This window comes from Janthinobacterium algoris (assembly GCF_051380935.1).
GTDB lineage: Bacteria > Pseudomonadota > Gammaproteobacteria > Burkholderiales > Burkholderiaceae_D > Janthinobacterium.
Genome location: NZ_JBNYXZ010000004.1, coordinates 262242 through 280186, shown reverse-complemented (window position 1 = coordinate 280186; position 17945 = coordinate 262242). Strand labels below are relative to the sequence as shown.

Annotated in this window: 11 protein-coding genes; 7 read left to right on the top strand and 4 right to left on the bottom strand. The window is 64.3% G+C overall.

What is annotated here, in order from left to right; translation table 11 throughout:
• Nucleotides 1-20: 20 nt before the first annotated feature.
• The 4 genes from recC to ACQ4W7_RS08115 all read left to right on the top strand — a co-directional run bounded on the left by recC (nucleotide 21) and on the right by ACQ4W7_RS08115 (nucleotide 11202).
• Nucleotides 21-3485 (top strand): exodeoxyribonuclease V subunit gamma, encoded by a 3465-nt coding sequence (gene recC / locus ACQ4W7_RS08130; RefSeq protein WP_436529678.1) that lies wholly within the window; start codon nucleotides 21-23, stop codon nucleotides 3483-3485.
• Entirely contained in the window at nucleotides 3482-7156 is a 3675-nt protein-coding gene (gene recB, locus ACQ4W7_RS08125) for an exodeoxyribonuclease V subunit beta (RefSeq protein WP_436529676.1), read from the top strand. The genes recC and recB overlap by 4 nt, the downstream gene beginning before the upstream one ends.
• Nucleotides 7146-9104, top strand: a complete 1959-nt coding sequence (recD, locus tag ACQ4W7_RS08120; protein ID WP_436529674.1) for an exodeoxyribonuclease V subunit alpha — start codon at nucleotides 7146-7148, stop codon at nucleotides 9102-9104. The genes recB and recD overlap by 11 nt, the downstream gene beginning before the upstream one ends.
• 172 nt (nucleotides 9105-9276) lie before the next feature.
• Nucleotides 9277-11202: a methyl-accepting chemotaxis protein gene (locus tag ACQ4W7_RS08115; protein ID WP_436529672.1), complete on the top strand. Its 1926-nt coding sequence runs from the start codon at nucleotides 9277-9279 to the stop codon at nucleotides 11200-11202.
• Between the two features lie 4 nt (nucleotides 11203-11206).
• Here ACQ4W7_RS08115 and ACQ4W7_RS08110 read toward each other — a convergent pair whose 3' ends face one another.
• Entirely contained in the window at nucleotides 11207-12106 is a 900-nt protein-coding gene (locus tag ACQ4W7_RS08110) for a LysR family transcriptional regulator (RefSeq protein WP_436529670.1), read from the bottom strand.
• Between the two features lie 120 nt (nucleotides 12107-12226).
• On the opposite strand from ACQ4W7_RS08110, the gene ACQ4W7_RS08105 reads away from it, so the two are divergent.
• Nucleotides 12227-13159, top strand: coding sequence for a DMT family transporter (locus ACQ4W7_RS08105; RefSeq protein WP_436529668.1), 933 nt, complete (start codon nucleotides 12227-12229; stop codon nucleotides 13157-13159).
• On the opposite strand, the gene ACQ4W7_RS08100 is transcribed toward ACQ4W7_RS08105, so the two are convergent.
• Entirely contained in the window at nucleotides 13160-14038 is an 879-nt protein-coding gene (locus ACQ4W7_RS08100) for a serine hydrolase (RefSeq protein WP_436529835.1), read from the bottom strand.
• Nucleotides 14039-14454: 416 nt separating this feature from the next.
• On the opposite strand from ACQ4W7_RS08100, the gene ACQ4W7_RS08095 reads away from it, so the two are divergent.
• Both ACQ4W7_RS08095 and ACQ4W7_RS08090 read left to right on the top strand, forming a co-directional pair.
• A complete protein-coding gene (locus ACQ4W7_RS08095) occupies nucleotides 14455-15705 on the top strand; it encodes a sensor histidine kinase (protein ID WP_426072978.1) in 1251 nt (416 codons plus the stop codon).
• On the top strand, nucleotides 15702-16451 hold the full coding sequence (locus tag ACQ4W7_RS08090) for a LytR/AlgR family response regulator transcription factor (RefSeq protein WP_436529666.1): 750 nt from the start codon (nucleotides 15702-15704) through the stop codon (nucleotides 16449-16451). Before ACQ4W7_RS08095 ends, ACQ4W7_RS08090 begins: the two co-directional genes overlap by 4 nt.
• A 43-nt stretch (nucleotides 16452-16494) precedes the next feature.
• Here ACQ4W7_RS08090 and ACQ4W7_RS08085 read toward each other — a convergent pair whose 3' ends face one another.
• Together ACQ4W7_RS08085 and ACQ4W7_RS08080 are read right to left on the bottom strand one after the other, a co-directional pair.
• Nucleotides 16495-16713: a TOBE domain-containing protein gene (locus ACQ4W7_RS08085; protein ID WP_034757699.1), complete on the bottom strand. Its 219-nt coding sequence runs from the start codon at nucleotides 16711-16713 to the stop codon at nucleotides 16495-16497.
• A gap of 256 nt (nucleotides 16714-16969) precedes the next feature.
• Nucleotides 16970-17902 carry a hypothetical protein gene (locus tag ACQ4W7_RS08080; protein ID WP_436529664.1) on the bottom strand — a complete coding sequence of 311 codons (933 nt, stop codon included), beginning with the start codon at nucleotides 17900-17902 and terminating at the stop codon, nucleotides 16970-16972.
• Nucleotides 17903-17945: the final 43 nt, after the last annotated feature.

Genomic DNA, 17945 nt, shown 5'->3' with positions numbered 1-17945 from the left:
CGGCAACCCATCGGATCAGCATGCATACTCCCGTCACGCCCGGCCTCCTCATCTTGCATGGCAACCAGCTGGAACAGCTGCGCGCCGCCGTCTTCCAGTGGCTGCGCCAGCATCCGCTGGCGCCCCTGGAAACGGATATCTTCCTGGTGCAGTCGAACGGCGTGGCCGAATGGCTGAAGATCGCCCTGGCCGAGGAGATGGGGGTCTGCGCCGCCACGCGCATCGCCCTGCCGGCGCGCCTGCTGTGGGAAAGCTACCGGGGCATGCTGGGGCGCGAGCGCGTCCCCCGCGTGTCGCCGTTCGATAAATCTCCGCTGACGTGGCGCCTGATGCGTCTGTTGCCCTCCCTGCTGGCCGACCCCGTCTTTGCGCCGCTGCGCTACTTCCTTGCCGATGGCGATAGCGAACGCCGGCTGCAGCTGGCCGAGCGCCTGGCCGACCTGTTTGACCAATACCAGGTCTACCGCGCCGACTGGCTGGCCGACTGGGCTGCGGGGCGCGACCAGTTGCGCACGGCGCGCGGCGAGGCCATCGTATTGAAAGAAGACCAGCGCTGGCAGGCGCAGTTGTGGCGTGCCGTGGGCCTGGACGTCGACGCCTTCGAGCGCGACACGGGACGCGCCGACATCCACGATGCCTTCCTGGCCGCGATCGCCGCCGGCGAACCGCCTGCCGGCAAGCTGCCGCGCCGGGTGGTGCTGTTTGGCGTATCGGCCCTGCCGTATCAAACCTTGCAAGCGCTGGCCGCACTGGCGCGCCACACGCAGGTGGTGCTGGCCGTGCCCAACCCGTGCCAGTTCTACTGGGGCGACATTATCGACGGGCGCGATTTGCTACGCGCCGAAAACAAGCGCCAGCGGCAGCGCAATGGCCACGACCTGGCGCAGATTCCGCTCGAAGCGCTGCATGCGCACAGCCACCCGCTGCTGGCCAGCTGGGGCAGGCAAGGACGCGATTTCATCCGCATGCTCGACGAATTCGACGAACACTCGCAAGCCGAAGGACGCGACGACAGCCTGCGCATCGACCTGTTTGGCGAGGAAACGGGCGAGACTCTGCTGCAGCAGGTGCAGGTGGCCATCCGCGAACTGCGTCCGCTGGCCGAACACGAGCAAACGCCGCCCGAGGCGGGCGACCGCTCGATCGAATTTCATGTGGCGCACAGCGTGCAGCGCGAAGTGGAAGTGCTGCACGACCAGCTGCTGGCCATGTTCGCGCACAGCGCCGTGACGGGCTTGCGTCCGCGCGACGTGGTGGTGATGGTGCCCGATATCGACACCTTTACGGCCGCCATCCACGCCGTCTTCGGCCAGTACCGGCGCAATGACGAGCGTTTCATCCCGTTCGAGATCGGTGACGTGAAGGACCGCAGTGTCAATCCGCTGCTCGTCGCGCTTGAGTGGCTGCTGCAACTGCCGCAGCAGCGCTGCCGCCAGAGCGAGGTGCGCGACCTGCTCGATGTGCCCGCGCTGGCGGCCCGCTTCGGCCTGCAGGCGGACGACCTGGTCACCCTGGGCGCCTGGATCGAAGGAGCCGGCGTGCGCTGGGGCCTGGACCAGGCGCACCGCGCCGGCCTGGGGCTGGGTGCGGCCGGGGAACAGAATGCGTGGATATTCGGCGTGCGGCGCATGTTGCTCGGCTATGCCAGCGGCAGTGGCGCCAGCTTTGGCGGCATCGAACCGTATGCGGAAGTGGGCGGCCTCGATGCGGCGTTGGCGGGTTCGCTGGCGCAGCTGGTCGAGGCGCTGCTGCACTGGCGCAGCGTGCTGGCCGGCGCCTGCACGCCAGCCGAATGGGGCGTGCAGGCGCGCGCGCTGCTGGCGGCTTTTTTTGATGCCGACGACGAGGGCGACCGCCTGACCCTGGCGCAGCTGGAAGGCGCCTTGCAGGGCTGGCTGGAAACCTGCGAGCATGCGGGCTTTGTCGAACAGGTGCCGTTGTCCGTCTTGCGCGTGGCGTGGCTGGGCGCCTTGGACGAGCCGACCCTGAACCATCAATTTGTCTCCGGCGGCGTGACCTTCTGTACCCTGATGCCGATGCGCGCCGTGCCGTTCCGCGTGGTGTGCCTGCTGGGCATGAACGATGGCGATTTTCCGCGCCGCGCGCAGAAGGCCGATTTCGACTTGCTGGCGCTGCCCGGCATGGCGCGCCCGGGCGACCGCTCGCGCCGCGACGATGACCGCTACCTGATGCTGGAAGCCTTGCTGGCTGCGCGCGACAAACTGTACGTGAGCTGGGTAGGGCGCAATGTGCGCGACAATTCCGAGCAGCCGCCGTCCGTGCTGGTGTCGCAGCTGCGCGATTACCTGGCCGCCGGCTGGTCGCTGGACCGGCACCTGGCATCGCTCACCACCGAGCACGCGCTGCAGCCGTTCAGCCGCCGCTATTTCGAGGCCGATGGCTTGCTCACGTATGCGCGCGAATGGCGCGTGGTCCATACCGATGCCGATGCGGCCGATGCGGAGGCGCAGGCCGCCGTGCTGCCGCTGGGTCCTTACGAGCTCGATCCCGGCACCCGTTTGAAACTGGGCGAGTTGGCCAGCTTCCTGCGCCAGCCCGTCAAATATTTTTTCCGTCGCCGTCTGAGCGTCTATTTCGCCGATGCGGCCATGCTGGGCGAGGATGAAGAGCCGTTCGGCCTGAATGCGCTCGAGCGCTATCTGCTGGAAGACACCATGCTCGACGACGGTGGTGCGGTGGAAGCGGCGGGTGACGTGCGCGCCAGCCTGGAAGCGCGCGCAGAGAAGCTGGCGCGTGTAGGCGTGCTGCCCATCGGCCTGATCGGCCAGCAAGTACAGGCGCAATTGGTCGAGGCGCTGGTGCCCGTGCGCAGCGCGTGGCTATCGCTGCGCGCCTCGTTCCCGCTGGCGGCCGACAAGCGCGCCATCAACTTGCCCTTCGGCGAGCTGCAGATCGACGACTGGCTCGACAAATTGTGCAGCAATGGGCAGGACACGGCCTGGCTGATGCAGATTTCCTCGAAAGTGACGGACAAGGGCGGCCTGGCGCGCGGCGACAAGCTGATGCTGATGTGGCTGCGCCAACTGGCCGCCGCCGCCCTCGGCTTTCCCGTCACCGGCTACCTGGTGGCGCGCGACGCCATCGTCAGCATGGCGCCGCTTGACCCGGCCACGTCGCGCGCAGCGCTGGCCACCTTGCTGGCGCTGTGGCGCGAAGGCATGAACCATCCGCTGCCCACGGCGTGCAAGACGGGGCTGGCGCTGGTGCAGCAGGGCGACCCGCGCGCGGTGTATGACGGCGGCTTTGACATCGCGGGCGAGCGCGCAGAACTGTGCCTGGCGCGCCTGTGGCCCGAGTTTTCCGCGCTGGCTCTTGAGGAAGCCTGGGAAGACTGCACGCGCGAGCTGTATGGCCCGCTGGCCGACTGGCTGCAACAACACATCACGATTGACCCAATCACGATTGACCCGATCACGATCGACCCGATTAGCGCGTCCGCAGACGGCGCGGGAGAAGAACAATGACGAGCCATCTGCTCAACCCCCTGGCATTCCCGCTGCACGGCTCGCGCCTGATCGAAGCCTCGGCCGGCACGGGCAAGACCTGGACCATCGCCGCGCTGTACGTGCGGCTCGTGCTGGGGCATGGCGACGACGACAGCCGTTTCGCGCGTCCGCTGCTGCCGGCCGACATCCTGGTGATGACGTTTACCCGCGCCGCGACGCGCGAACTGTCGAACCGCGTGCGCGAGCGGCTGATCGAGGCGGCTGCTTATTTTCGCAATGAGTTGCGCATTGAATCCGGCGGCAGCGATCCGTTTCTCGACGCCTTGCTGGAGTCCTATCCGGACGAGAGCGAGCGGCAAAAGGCCGCGCATCGGCTGATGCTGGCCGCCGAAACGATGGATGAAGCGGCCATCTTTACCATCGACGCCTGGTGCCAGCGCATGCTGCGCGAGCACGCGTTCGACAGCGGCAGCCTGTTCGACGAAGAACTGGTCAGCGACGAGCAAGCGCTGTTCGAGGATGCGGCCCACGATTACTGGCGCCAGCAAGTGTATCCCTTGCCGCCGCAGGCGCTAGACGTGTTGCTGGCGTGCTGGCCCGACGTTGACGCGCTGAAGAAAGGCGCGCGCGAGCTGGCGCGCCGCGCGGACATCATGGGCATGGCGGACGAGGAACCGTTGTCCGCGCTGATCGCGCGCGAACAGCGGGCGCTGGCCGCGCAGCTGGCCACCCTGAAGGCGGGCTGGGTCGAGCGTGTGGATCGGATGGCCGCCTGGATCAACGATCACCGCGCCGCCAATCCCAAGTGTTTTAACGGTGTCAAGATGAAGCCGGAGAACCTGGCAAAGTGGTTCGACGGCTTGCGCAAGTGGGCGCAAGATCCGCTCTTGCTGCAGCCGGCCATCACAGCCAAGGCGTGGGAGCGCTTGACGCCGTTCGGCATCGAAGATGCGTTTGCCAAGAGTTTCACGGCCCAGGTGCCCGAGTGCTTCGAACATACGGAAGCGCTGGGGATTGCCTTGGCTGCCCTGACGCCGCTGGCGCACAAGCTGCACCTGCATGCGGCGGCGGCCATTGCGCGGCGCATGGATCAATTGAAGCGCCAGTCGCGCCAGTTCGGCTTTGCCGACATGCTGCAGCGCCTGCACGATGCGCTGGCCGGCGAAAACGGCGCGGCCCTGCGCCAGCGCATCATCGATCAATACCCGCTGGCGATGGTCGATGAATTCCAGGATACGGCGCCCGCCCAGTACCAGATCTTCAACCTGCTGTACCGCATTGCCGACAACGAGCCGTCGCTGGGCCTGTTCCTGATCGGCGACCCGAAACAGTCGATCTATGGTTTTCGCGGCGCCGACATCCAGAGCTACCTGGCGGCGCGGCGCGCCACGGCAGGACGCCACTACCAGCTGGGCACCAACTACCGCTCGACGGCGCCGCTGGTGGCGGCCATCAACCAGCTGTTCCTGCACGCCGAGCGCGCCGAGGTGCCGTTTGGTGCCTTCCGCTACCGTAAAGGGGGCGAGAATCCGCTGCCGTTCGAGGCTGTCGACGCCAAGGGCCGCGCCGAGCACCTGGTGAACGCCGGCGGTCCGCTGCCGGCGCTGCTGGCCGCCTGCGCCAGCGATCAAGGACTGCGCGGCGACAGCTACCGCGAGTATTTCGCGCAGCATTGCGCCGAGCACATCGTTGCCATGCTGGGCGATGCGCAAGCCGGTTTCGCTGGTCCCGACGGCTTTGTGCGGCTACAGCCGGCCGATATCGCCATCCTCGTGCGCGACCGCAAGGAGGCTGCGGCCATCCGCCGCGCGCTGGCGCGCCGCCGGGTCGCCAGCGTCTACCTGTCCGACAAGGATTCTGTCGTTGACAGCGAGGAAGCACAAGACGTGCTGCGCTGGCTGGCGGCGCTGGCCAATCCCCTCGACGGGGGACTGGCGCGCGCCGCATTTGCCACGCGCACCATCGGCCTGTCGCTGGGCGAGCTGGCGCGCCTGTCGAGCGATGAACTGGAATGGGAGCGCCGGGTCGAGCAATTGAAGGCCCTGCACCTGATCTGGCAGCGCCAGGGCGTGCTGGCCATGCTGCGCCGCTTCATCCACGAACTGCAGTTGCCGGCCATGCTGCTGCAGCAGACGGGCGGCGAGCGGCGTTTGACGAATCTGCTGCACCTGGCCGAATTGCTGCAATCGGCCAGCCGCCAGCTCGATGGCGAGCAGGCGCTGATACGCTGGCTGGCCGAGCAGATCGCCGGCGAAAGCGATGGCGGTGACGAGCGCGTGCTGCGCCTGGAAAGCGATGCGGAACTGGTGAAGGTCATCACCGTGCACAAATCCAAGGGCCTCGAATACCCGCTCGTGTATCTGCCGTTTGCCGTCACGGCGCGCAAGGTGGATAAACGCAACCGCAGCTTCTTCGAGTATGCGGGCGAGGATGGCGAACGCCGCCTCGACCTGTCCCTGTCCGACGAGGCCATGGCGGCGGTCGAAGAAGCGCGCATCGAGGAAGACTTGCGCCTGCTGTACGTGGCCCTGACGCGCGCGCGCCACTTTTTGTGGCTGGGCGTGGCCGCTCAGGCGGCGCGCAAGGCGGGCGAGAATACCTTGCACGAATCGGCGCTCGGCTACTTGCTGACGGGCGGCGACAAGCTGCCGTCCGAGCAGCTGCTGCTGCGCTGGCAGCAGGTGGCGGGCAGCTGCGACGCCATCTACGTGGGCTCTTTGGCGCAGCCCGACGCCTGCACGGTGCTCGACCGGGTCGAGCGGCGCCCCGCCTTGCGGCCCGCGCCTGTGTTCCTGGGCGAATTCGAGCGCGACTGGTCGGTGGGCAGCTTTACCTCGCTGACGCGCCAGATCGGCGCCGTGGCTGCCGCGCACGTGCCGCAACGGGCGCTGGAGGAAACCCTGCTGGAAGATGGCACGGCTGTAGCCGTGACCTCGCCGATGCAGATGGGCGACGCGCCCTGGCACCGCTTCCCGCGTGGCTCCGTGCCCGGCAATTTCCTGCACGAGCAGCTCGAGTGGATGGGCAGCGAAGGTTTTGACAGCGTCCACGACGACAATTTTCATACCCGTCTGGCGGCGCGCTGCGAACGGGCGGGCTGGGGCCATCGCCAGGAGGACGCCATCGCCTGGCTCAGGGAAATCGCCCTTACGCCGTTGCCGCTGCTCGATGCGTCGCTGTCGCAGCTCGATAGCACCCTGTCCGAGATGGAGTTCTGGTTCCCCAGCGAGCATTTGTCCACCGGCGCGCTCGATCAGCTGTGCACGCGTTTGCTGCTCGATGGCGCGCCGCGCCCCGTGCTGCCGCGGCGCCAGCTGCACGGCATGCTGAAAGGTTTTGCCGACCTGGTCATCGAACAGGATGGCCGCTACTGGGTGCTCGACTACAAGTCGAATGCGCTGGGCGCCAACGACGGCGCCTACCACACGCAGGCGCTGGCGGCCGGCATGGCGCAGCACCGCTACGATATCCAGGGCGCCATCTACATGCTGGCCTTGCACCGGCTGCTGAAAAGCCGCCTTGGTGATGCGTATGACCCGGCCGAACACCTGGGCGGCGCCATCTTCCTGTTCCTGCGCGGCATCGCGAATGTGGATACGCATGGCTGCTACTGGCTAGCGCCGCAGCTGGAATTGCTGGACGGCCTCGATCAACTGTTATCTGAAGAAGCGGAACATCATGCAGCATAGTGAGCAAATGAATGCCTTGTTCAGCCACGTCGACGGCGTTGCCGGGGATGGCCATCTGCGCCGCCTGAGCGCCGCCTTTGCCCGCTTCATCGCCAGCCTGGACCAGGAGGCGCCGAATGCGGCTGCCGTGGCCGTGGCGTGCGTGGTGCTGTCCGAACTGGAAGGGCGGGGCCACAGCTGTTTGATGCTGTTTGAGCTGGCCAGCGAACCGTCGCAGCTGCTGGGTTGGAGCGAGGAACTGTGGCATGCCGTGCTTGCCGTTTCCGGCCCGTTGCCGGACAGCGCCGATGGCTGGTGCGCGTTGCTGGCCGGCGCGCCGCAGGTGTGGCAAGTGAGTGCGCCCGATGTGCGCCAGCCGCTGGTGCTCGATGGCGACCGTCTGTATTTGCGCCGCTACTGGCGCGACGAAAGCCTGGTGGGCGAAAAAATCGCCGTCCGCGCGCAGGGTTTGACTAATCCGCCGTTGGCGCAGGTGCGGCAATGGCTCGATATCCTGTTCGACCAGCCCACGCAGGATGGTGGGCCGGACTGGCAAAAAGTGGCATGCGCCATCGCCCTGCGCGGCAAGGTGGCCATCATCACAGGCGGGCCGGGGACGGGCAAGACGTACACGGTGGCGAGCCTTTTGACCTTGCTGTTTGCCGTTTCGCCGCAGCCGGAGCAGCTGCGCATCGCGCTGGCCGCACCGACAGGCAAGGCGGCCGCGCGCCTGAAACAATCGATCGACAAGGCCTTGGAGGGGCTGGCGGCGAAGGCGGGCGATGCCTTGCCTCTGCTGGAGCTGGCGCGGCGCATGGGGGCGGCGCGCACCCTGCACAGCCTGCTGGGCGCGCGGCCCGATACGCGCGCCTTTGCCCACCACGCGGGCAATCCGCTCGACGTCGACGTGCTGATCATCGATGAAGCGTCGATGGTGCACCTGGAAATGATGGCGTCGGTGCTCGATGCCTTGCCGCCGACGGCTATTTTGATCCTGCTGGGCGACAAAGACCAACTGGCGTCGGTGGAGGCGGGCGCCGTGCTGGGCGACTTGTGCCACGATGCGCAGGCGGGCGGCTACACGGACGACACCATCGCGTATGCGCAGGCGGCCAGCGGCGTGGCCATTCCAGCCGCCTTCGCAGGGTCGGCTGGCGCGCTGGCGCAGCAGACGGTGATGCTGCGCCACAGCCACCGCTTCAGCGGCCCGATCGGCGAGCTGGCGCTGGCCGTGAATGGCGGCCGGCCCGATCTGGCCAAGGCTTGTTTCGCCAGCGATAGCGGCGGCCAGCTGGCGTGGAGCGTGCCGGCGCAGCAGGAGGACGCGCTGCGCCTGGCCTTGCGTGGACGTCCGGATGCACCGGGCGGTTATCAGCCTTACCTGGCGCTGGTGAATGCCGGCGGCGAAGGCTACGCGCAGCATGACGACTGGGTGCGCGCCGTGCTGCACGCGTTCGAGTCGTTCCGCATCCTGTGCGCCGTGCGCGAAGGCGAGTGGGGCGTGGCGGGCTTGAACACGGCCATCGAACTGCGGCTGGAAAAAGAAGGGCTGATACGCCGCAGCGAATGGTATGTGGGACGTCCCGTGATGGTCACGCGCAACGACTACGGCACGGGCGTGTTCAATGGCGACATCGGATTGACCCTGCGCGACCCTGCGCGGCCCGGCTCCCTGCGCGTGTATTTTCTGGAAGGCGAGAACGTGCGCAGCGTGCTGGCCACACGCTTGCGCCACGTGGAAACTGCGTTCGCCATGACGGTACATAAATCGCAGGGCTCGGAGTTTCGCCACACGGTGCTGGTGCTGCCGCAGGAAGGCGGCGCCATGCTGGCGCGCGAACTGGTTTACACGGGCATCACACGTGCGCGCGACTTTTTTACCCTCGTCTCGCCCACGCAGGCCGTGCTGTTCGACGCGATTCTGCGCCGCACGCAGCGGGCCAGCGGCTTGAGGGGGCTGATCGGCTGATGGCTGGACTGGGTTTGATAGGTTTCCATATGGAAATATATGTGCTGAATTCCGAATATTGATTGAAATTGTTCCGATTTTTGTGTGAAAATGCTTTCGTAGAGAAAGTGGTGCAAAAGCACTGTTTTTTGCCACTATTTCACGCCATTAAAATTGAAACCAGGAGTCCATCATGTTGTCTTCCCTTCGCACGCGGCTGGTGCTCATTTGCGTGGCCATCGTCGTGCTGTCCATGCTGGCCCTCTCGGTCGCCAATTACATCACCACGCGCAGCAGCATGCTGGCGTCGGCCGATCAGCAGATGCAGCAACTGCTGCACAGCCAGTCGGCCGTGCTGGCGCAATGGGTCGATGGCAAGAAAAAGGTCATGGCATCCATCGTCATGTCGGCCGAGACACCCGATCCGCTGCGCGCTTTCCAGATCGCGGAAAAGGCCGGCGATTTTGCCGAAGTGTTCATCGGCTATGCGGACAAACGCTCCGTGTTTACCCATCCGGGGCGCCCGGCCGACTTCGATCCCACCGCGCGCGCCTGGTACACGGACACCATCAAGGCGGGCGTGCCGATGCTCACGCCGCCGTATGTGGATGCTGCCAGTCACAAGCTGGTGGTGTCGTTTACGGCACCCGTCGGCCCGAAAGAGGCGCCGCTGGGCGTGGCGGGCGCGGACGTGCTGCTCGATACCGTCATTGCCAACGTGGTGGCGATCAAGCCGACGCCGCACAGTTTTGCCTTCCTGGTCGACCAGGAAGGCACCATCATCGCCCATGCCAACAAAGACCTGAGCCTGCAGCCGGTGGCGAAACTCGATGCGGCGCTGTCGGCTGCGCAGGTCAACCGGCTGGAAAGCACGCGCACGAGCGAGGCCGTGCGCCTGAATGCGCGCGACGGCATGCTGTACGTCACGCGCGTGGCGGGGACAAGCTGGCTACTGGCCGTGGTGCTCGACCAGCAGGAAGCCATGCAAGCCTTGCAGACGATGCTGACGACAGCGACCGTCACGGCCGTGCTGTTGGCCGGCGCGGCGGCGCTGTTGCTGTCGCTGCTGGTCTTTAAAATGCTCAAGCGCCTGGAACTGGTGCGCGACGCGCTCGACGATATCGCTTCCGGAGAAGGCGACCTGACGCGCCGCCTCGACGCTTCCGGCGTGGATGAACTGGCGCAGATCGCCGGCGCCTTCAACCGCTTCATCGACAAGATCGCCGCCGTGCTGGTGAAAATCCGTACGGCCAGTGTATCGGTCAAGGTAGCGTCGTCGGAAATCGCCGCCGGCAACCAGGACCTGTCGTCGCGCACGGAACAGCAAGCCAGCTCGCTGGAAGAAACGGCGGCCTCGATGGAAGAGCTGACCAGCACCGTGAAACAGAATGCGGACAATGCGCGCCAGGCCAACCAGATGGCGCAATCGGCGTCCGGCGTGGCCAGCAAGGGCCGCCAAGTGGTGGCGCAAGTGGTCGATACCATGGCGTCGATCAATGACTCGTCGAAGAAAATCGTCGACATCATCAGCGTCATCGACGGCATTGCCTTCCAGACGAATATACTGGCCTTGAATGCGGCCGTGGAAGCGGCGCGCGCGGGCGAACAGGGACGCGGCTTTGCCGTGGTGGCGACGGAAGTACGTAATCTGGCTCAAAGATCCGCTGGCGCAGCGAAGGAAATCAAGCTGCTGATCGATGATTCGGTGGGCAAGGTCGATTCCGGCGCGCGCCTGGTCGACGAGGCCGGCGCGACGATGCAGGAAATCGTCGACAGCGTGCGCCGCGTCACCGACATCATGGGCGAGATCACGGCCGCCAGCGTCGAACAAAGCGCGGGCATCGAGCAGGTGAACCAGGCCATCGCGCAGATGGACCAGGTGACGCAGCAGAATGCGGCCCTGGTGGAAGAGGCGGCGGCCGCCGCCGAAAGCCTGCAAGACCAGGCCGGCACCCTGTCGCAGGTGGTGGGCGTGTTCAAGCTAGATGAAGGGCAGGCGCCAGCATCGCAGCCGGCCAGGCCTGTGGTGCGCGCATCCATCGCGCCGCGCATCGCCAGCCGTCCCGCGACAACGCCCGCCGCCAAGCAGGAGCGCAGCGAGGAGTGGGAGACGTTTTAAACTTTCATGCGCGCCGGGGGGCCAGGGTCGGCGCCATCTGTTTCGCCACCTCAAAAAAAGCGTTGGTGGCCGGTGTGTTCTGGCGCCGGTCGCGCACGGCCAGGCCCACCTTGCGGCTGACGGGCGGATTCAAGGGCAGGGCCAGCAAGTCCGGGTATTGCTCGCGCAGACGCTGCGGCAGGGCCAGTTCGGCCACGATGGACAGGCCGTCGCCACGGCTGACCATGTCGAGGATGGTGATCACCTGGCTGATGCGGTAGGGCACGTGCGGTTGCAGCCCTGCGTTGGCGAACAGCGGCTCGATCAGGCAGGCGCAGCCCGCCTCGGACATGATGAACGGCCCATCGCACAATTGTGCCAGGGTGATGGCCGTTTCGCTGGATAGCGCATGGCTGCGCGGCACCAGCGCCATCATCTGGTCTTCCACCAGCGGCGCCGTGTCGAAGCGCTCGTCGGGCAGCACGACAAAGCCCACGTCGACCCTGCGCTCGCGTATCCATTGCACTACTTCATGGTCGGCGCCTTCGTCGATGCGCAGGGCTATGCCCGGATAGCGCAGGCGGAACTGCGCCGTGATGGCCGGCAGCAGATTCAATGACGAGGTGGGGCCAAACGAGCCTATGCGCAAGCTGCCCTGGCGCTGGCCCAGCACGTCGGCCGCTTCCTGGCGCATGGCTTCCGACAGACCGAGGATTTCGCGCGCACGCACGAGCAACTGGCGGCCCACGTCCGTCAGCTCGGCCGACGCTTGGTGGCGCACGATGAGGTCCACGCCCATTTCCTTTTCCAGCGCTTTTAACGCATGCGAGACGGCCGACTGGCTGATGCCCAGCTGCGCGGCGGCGGCGGAAAAGCCGTGCAGTTCGGCCACCAGGGTAAAGATTTCCAGTTGCGTGAAGGTCATGGTGTGGTTTCTTTGAGTTATGAGTATTTGCTCATTATTTCATGAGTTGATATTAGTATTAATATATAAGTATACCGCACGTGCAGCGTCCGCTGCACGTGCGACATCATAGGACTTTCCATGCGCACTTCCGCCCTACCTTCAGCCGCCTTGCCTTCCGTGCAATCGCCGCTCGTCTACCTCAAACTGATTTTCGTCGCCCTGTTCTGGGGCGGCACCTTTATCGCAGGGCGCGTGCTGGCCCAGCAGATGCCGCCCATGACGGCTGCCAGCGGGCGTTTCGGCGTGGCCGTGCTGCTGTTGGTCGTGCTGGCCTGGAAGCTCGAAGGTGGCTTGCCGCGCCTGGACCGCAAGCAATTGATGACGACTGCGGCGCTGGGCTTGACGGGCATTTTTTTGTATAACCTGTGCTTCCTGGCAGCCCTGTCGCGCATGCCGGCGGGGCGCACGGCCCTGTTCGTGGCCTTGAACCCCATCGTCACGGCGCTCGCCTCGGCCATGCTGTTCCGCGAACGCCTCGGTTCCTTCAAGTGGCTGGGCATCATGCTGGCGTTTTGCGGCACGGCCATCGTCATCACGCGCGGCGATATCACCGGCGTGCTGCACGGTACGGGCGGCGGCATTGGCATGGGCGAAGTGTTCATGTTTTGCGGCATTTCCAGCTGGGCCGCCTACACCCTGATCGGCCGGGTCGCGCTAAAGGGCTTGAGCCCGATTGCTGCCACCACGTATGCGGCTATGTGGGGCCTGGCTTTCCTGCTGGTGGGGGCGGTGGTGGAATTTCCCACCGTGCCGTGGCACAGTTTCGGGTGGCAAGTGTGGGCCGCCATCGGCTACCTGGGCGTGTTCGGCACGGTGATCGGCTTTGTCTGGTATTACGAAGGCGTGAAAGCACTGGGCCCGTCGCGCACGGCCGTGTTCAACAACCTCGTACCCGTGTTCGGCATCATGCTGGCGGCGGCGCTGCTGGGCGAGCCGGTGCTTGCCTCGATGCTGGTGGGCGGCGCGGTGACGATAGCCGGCGTGGTGATGACCAACCGGCAAGCGAAATAATTATTGTGCGCGGCGGCGTTTCGATGGCTTGGCCGGTGCCTTCTTGTGCCGGCTGACGGAAGCGCGCATCACTTTCGGCTCTTCGATGCCGTTCTCGGCCGCCAGCATGCGGCGGATGTTGACGGCGTCCATGGCGCGCACTGAATTGGCGCGCGCATTGAGCAAGATCATGGTGGCGAACTTGCCGGCCGACTTGATGCGCATGATCAGGCAGCGGCCCGCTTCATTCGTGTAGCCCGTTTTCGACAGGCCGATGTCCCAGCCCTTGGCGCCCACCAGGCGGTTTGTGTTGTGGTATTCCACGTCACGGCCCTTGATCTGGATCACGTCCTTCGAATCGGTGGTGATGCGGCTGATTTCCGGGTAGCGCGAGGCGGCCACGGCCATCTTGACGAGATCCGCTGCCGTCGACTGGTTATTCGGTGACAAGCCCGTCGGCTCTTCGATCATGGTCTGGCGCATGCCCAGGGCCTTGATCTTGGCATTGACGGCCACGGCAAACGCGGTGGGACCGCCGGGGAAGGTGCGCGCCAGCGAGGCGGCGGCGCGGTTGTCGGACGACATCAGCGCCAGTTGCAGCACGTCGTGGCGGCTCAGGGTGGCGCCCACGGGCACGCGCGAGGTGCTGTGTTTCAATGTGTCGACATCCTCGCGGTCGATGCTGATCTCATCCTGCATGTTGGCCTTGGAGTCGAGCACGACCATGGCGGTCATGAGTTTGGTCAGCGAGGCGATGGGCACCACCACGTTGGAATTTTTTTCAAGCAAGACTTTGCCTGTGCCATCTTCGACCACCAGGATAGACTGGGAACCGAAAGGCACGGCGATGGCCGCTGTCGAAAGCGTCATCAGCACCGCGGCGAACATTTTTTTGAGCATGGGATCGTAGATGGGAAAGCAGTTTTGGGGCGCCATCATGGGCGCTGCGCGCAAATCCGGAAGCCGGTCGCGTGGGGACGCGGCGTGTATCCCGGAGGCAATATTTGCCAAGCTTAAACAATACCATTAAAGATCAAGCGATGTCTACGGTACAGGCCCGTGACAGGCGGTGTTCCGGCCGATTTGGCAAATAAAAGCCGCTAATCTTGCCGTAGTGAAAATTGTTACGCGATTATTGATTTCGTCTTGGAAACTTCGTATTATTTCAGCAAGACTGGTAGCCTTGGTCGGGCAGGCGCCGCGCGCTTCGTCGTTGGGGCCTGCCGCTTCGTGCTTCGTCGCCCCGCGCTATGCCCTGCAACGGGGGCACCGTAGACTGCGTTCATGCCTGAATTACAGACCACGGAGAACGCATCGTGTTAAAAAAATATACGGACTGGTACCGCAGCATCGACGAAGAATCGCTGTTGGTGCTGAAACACCCCGAGATGGCGGCGCAGGTCCGGGGACGGGCGCGCCGCTACATCGCCATCAAGCTGGCCAAGCTGACGCCGATCGAGCGCCAGCAATTGCACGATTTCCTGCTCAAGTACCGTGGCGCCGGGTTTTACATCGCCGCGTTCAAGCTGACGCTGCTGTTCAGCGCCATCGGCGTTGCCCTGCACCTGCTGCTGCCGGCCAAGTTCGAGTTGCTCAAGGCCCTCGTCTTCAGCAACGGCCTGGGTTTTGCGCTGGCGTGGGGCCTGGTGGGTGTCTGGTTCAATTACCGCAGTTCCGTGCGCTACAAATTCAGGAAACTCTTGCTGATCGTGTCGACCTGCGCCGCAGGGGTTGCGGCCGGCGTGCTGCTGGCCGGCTTGAGCGATACGGGCTCCATGGACATGGCTTTCGAGCGATTGCTGCGCGTGGGCGGAATCGCCTTGCTCGTGGCCGGTTTGTTTTACATGGTGCCGCTGGCGATCGTAACCACCTGGCGCAACCGGCAATACGAAGCGCTGACTTTGCAACTGCAGCGGGATGCCGAGCGCGACCGCCTGGCGCGCGAATTGAGCGAATCGCAGCTGCGCCTGCTGCGCGCGCAAATCGAGCCGCATTTCCTGTTCAATACCCTGGGTGCGGTGCAGCAGCTGGCCGAGCAGGAAGCGCCCAGGGCAGCGGCGCTGACTGCCGACCTGATCGCTTTCCTGCGCGCCAGCCTGGCGGAGATGCGCTGCGAGCAAGTGCCCTTGCAAAGCGAGTTCGACATGGTGGCCGCGTATTTGCGCGTGATGCAGGCGCGCATGGGCTCCCGCCTGCGCTATGCGCTGGATTTGCCGGCCGAGTTTGCGCACGCGACGATTCCCAGCATGATTTTGCTGACTTTGGCGGAAAATGCCATCAAGCACGGTATTGAACCGTCCTTGCGCGGCGGGGAGATCAGCCTGTCGGCGTTGCGGGTGGACGGCATGCTGCGCCTGCGCCTTCAGGACACGGGCATGGGGTTGCCGGAAAGCGGTACGGGCAGCGTGCAGGGCGGCGGCCTGGGCCTGGAAAACGTGCGCAGCCGGCTGCTGTTGTCCGATCCGTCCGCCAGCCTGACAGTGTGCGATGGAGAGGAGGGCGGCGTGATCGCTGACATATTGCTGCCCATCAGAATTGAAACCAGTGTGAAAGAAGCCGCCGCATGAACACCACCATCCTGATCGCCGAAGACGAGCCGCTGATGCGCGAACGCCTGCAGACAATGCTGGCGCTGGCCTGGCCCGAGGCGCGCATCGTGCTGGTGGCGGAAAACGGCAACGATGCCTGGGACGGTTTCCTCGAGCACGAGCCGGACGTGGTGTTTCTCGACATCCGTATGCCTGGCCTGTCGGGCCTGGAAGTGGCCGAGCGCATCGGCAAGCGCGCCCACGTGGTGTTCGTCACGGCCTATGACCAGTACGCCGTCGATGCCTTCGACGCGGGTGCCGTCGATTATCTGTTGAAGCCCGTGCAGGCCGAGCGCTTGCAGCGGGCGCTGGCCCGGCTGCGCGACAAGCTGGGCGCGCAGCCGGCGGACATGGCCCACTTGCTGCAATCGCTGCGCGCGGCGCTGCCGGCACCGCCGCGCGAAAAACTGAAATGGATCAGGGCCAGCGTGGGCAAGCAGATCCGTCTGATCGACATCGACGACGTGCTGTTCTTCCAGGCCGACACCAAGTACACGCGCGTGGTGCTGGCAGGCTCGGAAGCGCTGGTGCGCACGCCGCTGAAGGATTTGCTGGGCGGCCTGGATCCCGACCAGTTCTGGCAAATCCATCGCGGCACCATGGTCAACGTGAAAGCCATCGAGGCGGCCGAACGCATCGACGCCGAGCGCATGCAGGTGCTGCTGCGCGGCAGCACGGAAAAGCTGCCCGTCAGCCGCACGTTTACGCATCTGTTTCGTGATTAAGCTGTCATGCAAACGCCCCGCACTTGGCGGGGCTGCGCTGCGCTTACTGTATCTTGGCGATCGACACTTCCGTCGATTTCACCAGCGCGATGACTTCGCTGCCCACTTTCAGGTCCAGGTCCTTGATCGAGCGCGAGGTGATCACCGAGGTGACGATGCCGTGCGGCGTTTCCACATCCACTTCCGAGACCACGGGGCCGAATATGATTTCCTTGATCTTGCCGCGGAACTGGTTGCGTACATTCACTTCCGAGATAGCCATGATGTTTCCTTTACAGCGGTGATGCGCCATACGGCACGACATGGCCAGAGTACGGCGCGCGCGCGGTTTTGACCACGAATCGATGCGCATATCGTTATGCGAAAAAGTTCATGTGGAAAAGTACGTCAGAGCGTCGCAGCAACGTGCGTAATCGCGTTCTGAAGGACGAGGTCACATCGCGCCATCATGTCCAACTATTTTTCAGGCAGTTGTTTGTTGCGACTGAAGCGGTTGAACGTATTGATGCACATGTCAGTCAGATGATTTTTCTGAAAAATCTGCTCAACGATATGCTGCGTGGCCTTAGCGATATGCTCGGCTGCCGTTGGAGAAAGCTGATGCCGCTCTCATCGGGCAAAGTCACAAACCCGGCCTGTACCTTGCTTGTTTCGACTTGTTGTTGCAGTAACGATACCTTGTCCTGGCCAGATGCCACCGCCAGTCGCGCGGCTGCTACCTCAGTCGGCGCGGAACTGTTCTTGCCGTCTTTTGTCTGATCTTCAAGGAGCGCTGCTCTGTCGGGGTGATCGCCGCTACGCGCGTTTTGCGTGCCTGCCGCGTCGTTCAATTGTGTCAGAGCTGTTTTCTTGTCGTTAAGATCAAGTTTTGCCTGTTCGAGTTTGTTTTGCAATTGCTTGGTGGCCTCCGTGTCTGAAAGCGGCAATTTGGCTGTCGTGCGCGGAGTCATCACGCCCGTTAATTGCTCGATGGCCAATACTCTTAATGTGAGATCCTGCGAGCGCGCCATGAGCATCATGACATCGCCGTCGGAAAGCCAATTATTTTGTGCGAAGGTGCAAATACGGAATAGATGCTCGCGCATCAAGGTGATCGATTGCGAATGCAGACCGATACTTTGCGAATTGGCCTGCAACGCATTCGATACCGAAGCTGCGTTGTCCGCGGCACTGACAGATGCGCCTAGCGATGAAATGTAGGTTTGCAAGGCGTCGGGGGTAGGTTCGGCACAAATCACGCCTTCGGCATCGGCATATGCCAGGCGTTGCGGCGCATCTGGATGTATCGCAGTGCCATGCTTGGGCAGTGCCGTAGTGCGATCGATGGTGTTGAAATTGGCGCAGGCCGAGAGCGACAGCAGTACGGCGCTGCCCACGGCCAGACGCTGCGATGCATGAATGAGGCGAGCCGATACAGTCTTGTCGAAAACGGTGGTATGGGTGGCGGGCATGATATGGCTCCTTGAACGTTGATGGTTGTATTGATTGGCAGGC

Coding starts and splice junctions, on each gene's coding strand:
- recC (WP_436529678.1), top strand. CDS start 21: ATGCATACTCCCGTCACGCCCGGCCTCCTCATCTTGCATGGCAACCAG.
- recB (WP_436529676.1), top strand. CDS start 3,482: ATGACGAGCCATCTGCTCAACCCCCTGGCATTCCCGCTGCACGGCTCG.
- recD (WP_436529674.1), top strand. CDS start 7,146: ATGCAGCATAGTGAGCAAATGAATGCCTTGTTCAGCCACGTCGACGGC.
- ACQ4W7_RS08115 (WP_436529672.1), top strand. CDS start 9,277: ATGTTGTCTTCCCTTCGCACGCGGCTGGTGCTCATTTGCGTGGCCATC.
- ACQ4W7_RS08110 (WP_436529670.1), bottom strand. CDS start 12,106: ATGACCTTCACGCAACTGGAAATCTTTACCCTGGTGGCCGAACTGCAC.
- ACQ4W7_RS08105 (WP_436529668.1), top strand. CDS start 12,227: ATGCGCACTTCCGCCCTACCTTCAGCCGCCTTGCCTTCCGTGCAATCG.
- ACQ4W7_RS08100 (WP_436529835.1), bottom strand. CDS start 14,038: ATGCTCAAAAAAATGTTCGCCGCGGTGCTGATGACGCTTTCGACAGCG.
- ACQ4W7_RS08090 (WP_436529666.1), top strand. CDS start 15,702: ATGAACACCACCATCCTGATCGCCGAAGACGAGCCGCTGATGCGCGAA.
- ACQ4W7_RS08085 (WP_034757699.1), bottom strand. CDS start 16,713: ATGGCTATCTCGGAAGTGAATGTACGCAACCAGTTCCGCGGCAAGATC.
- ACQ4W7_RS08080 (WP_436529664.1), bottom strand. CDS start 17,902: ATGCCCGCCACCCATACCACCGTTTTCGACAAGACTGTATCGGCTCGC.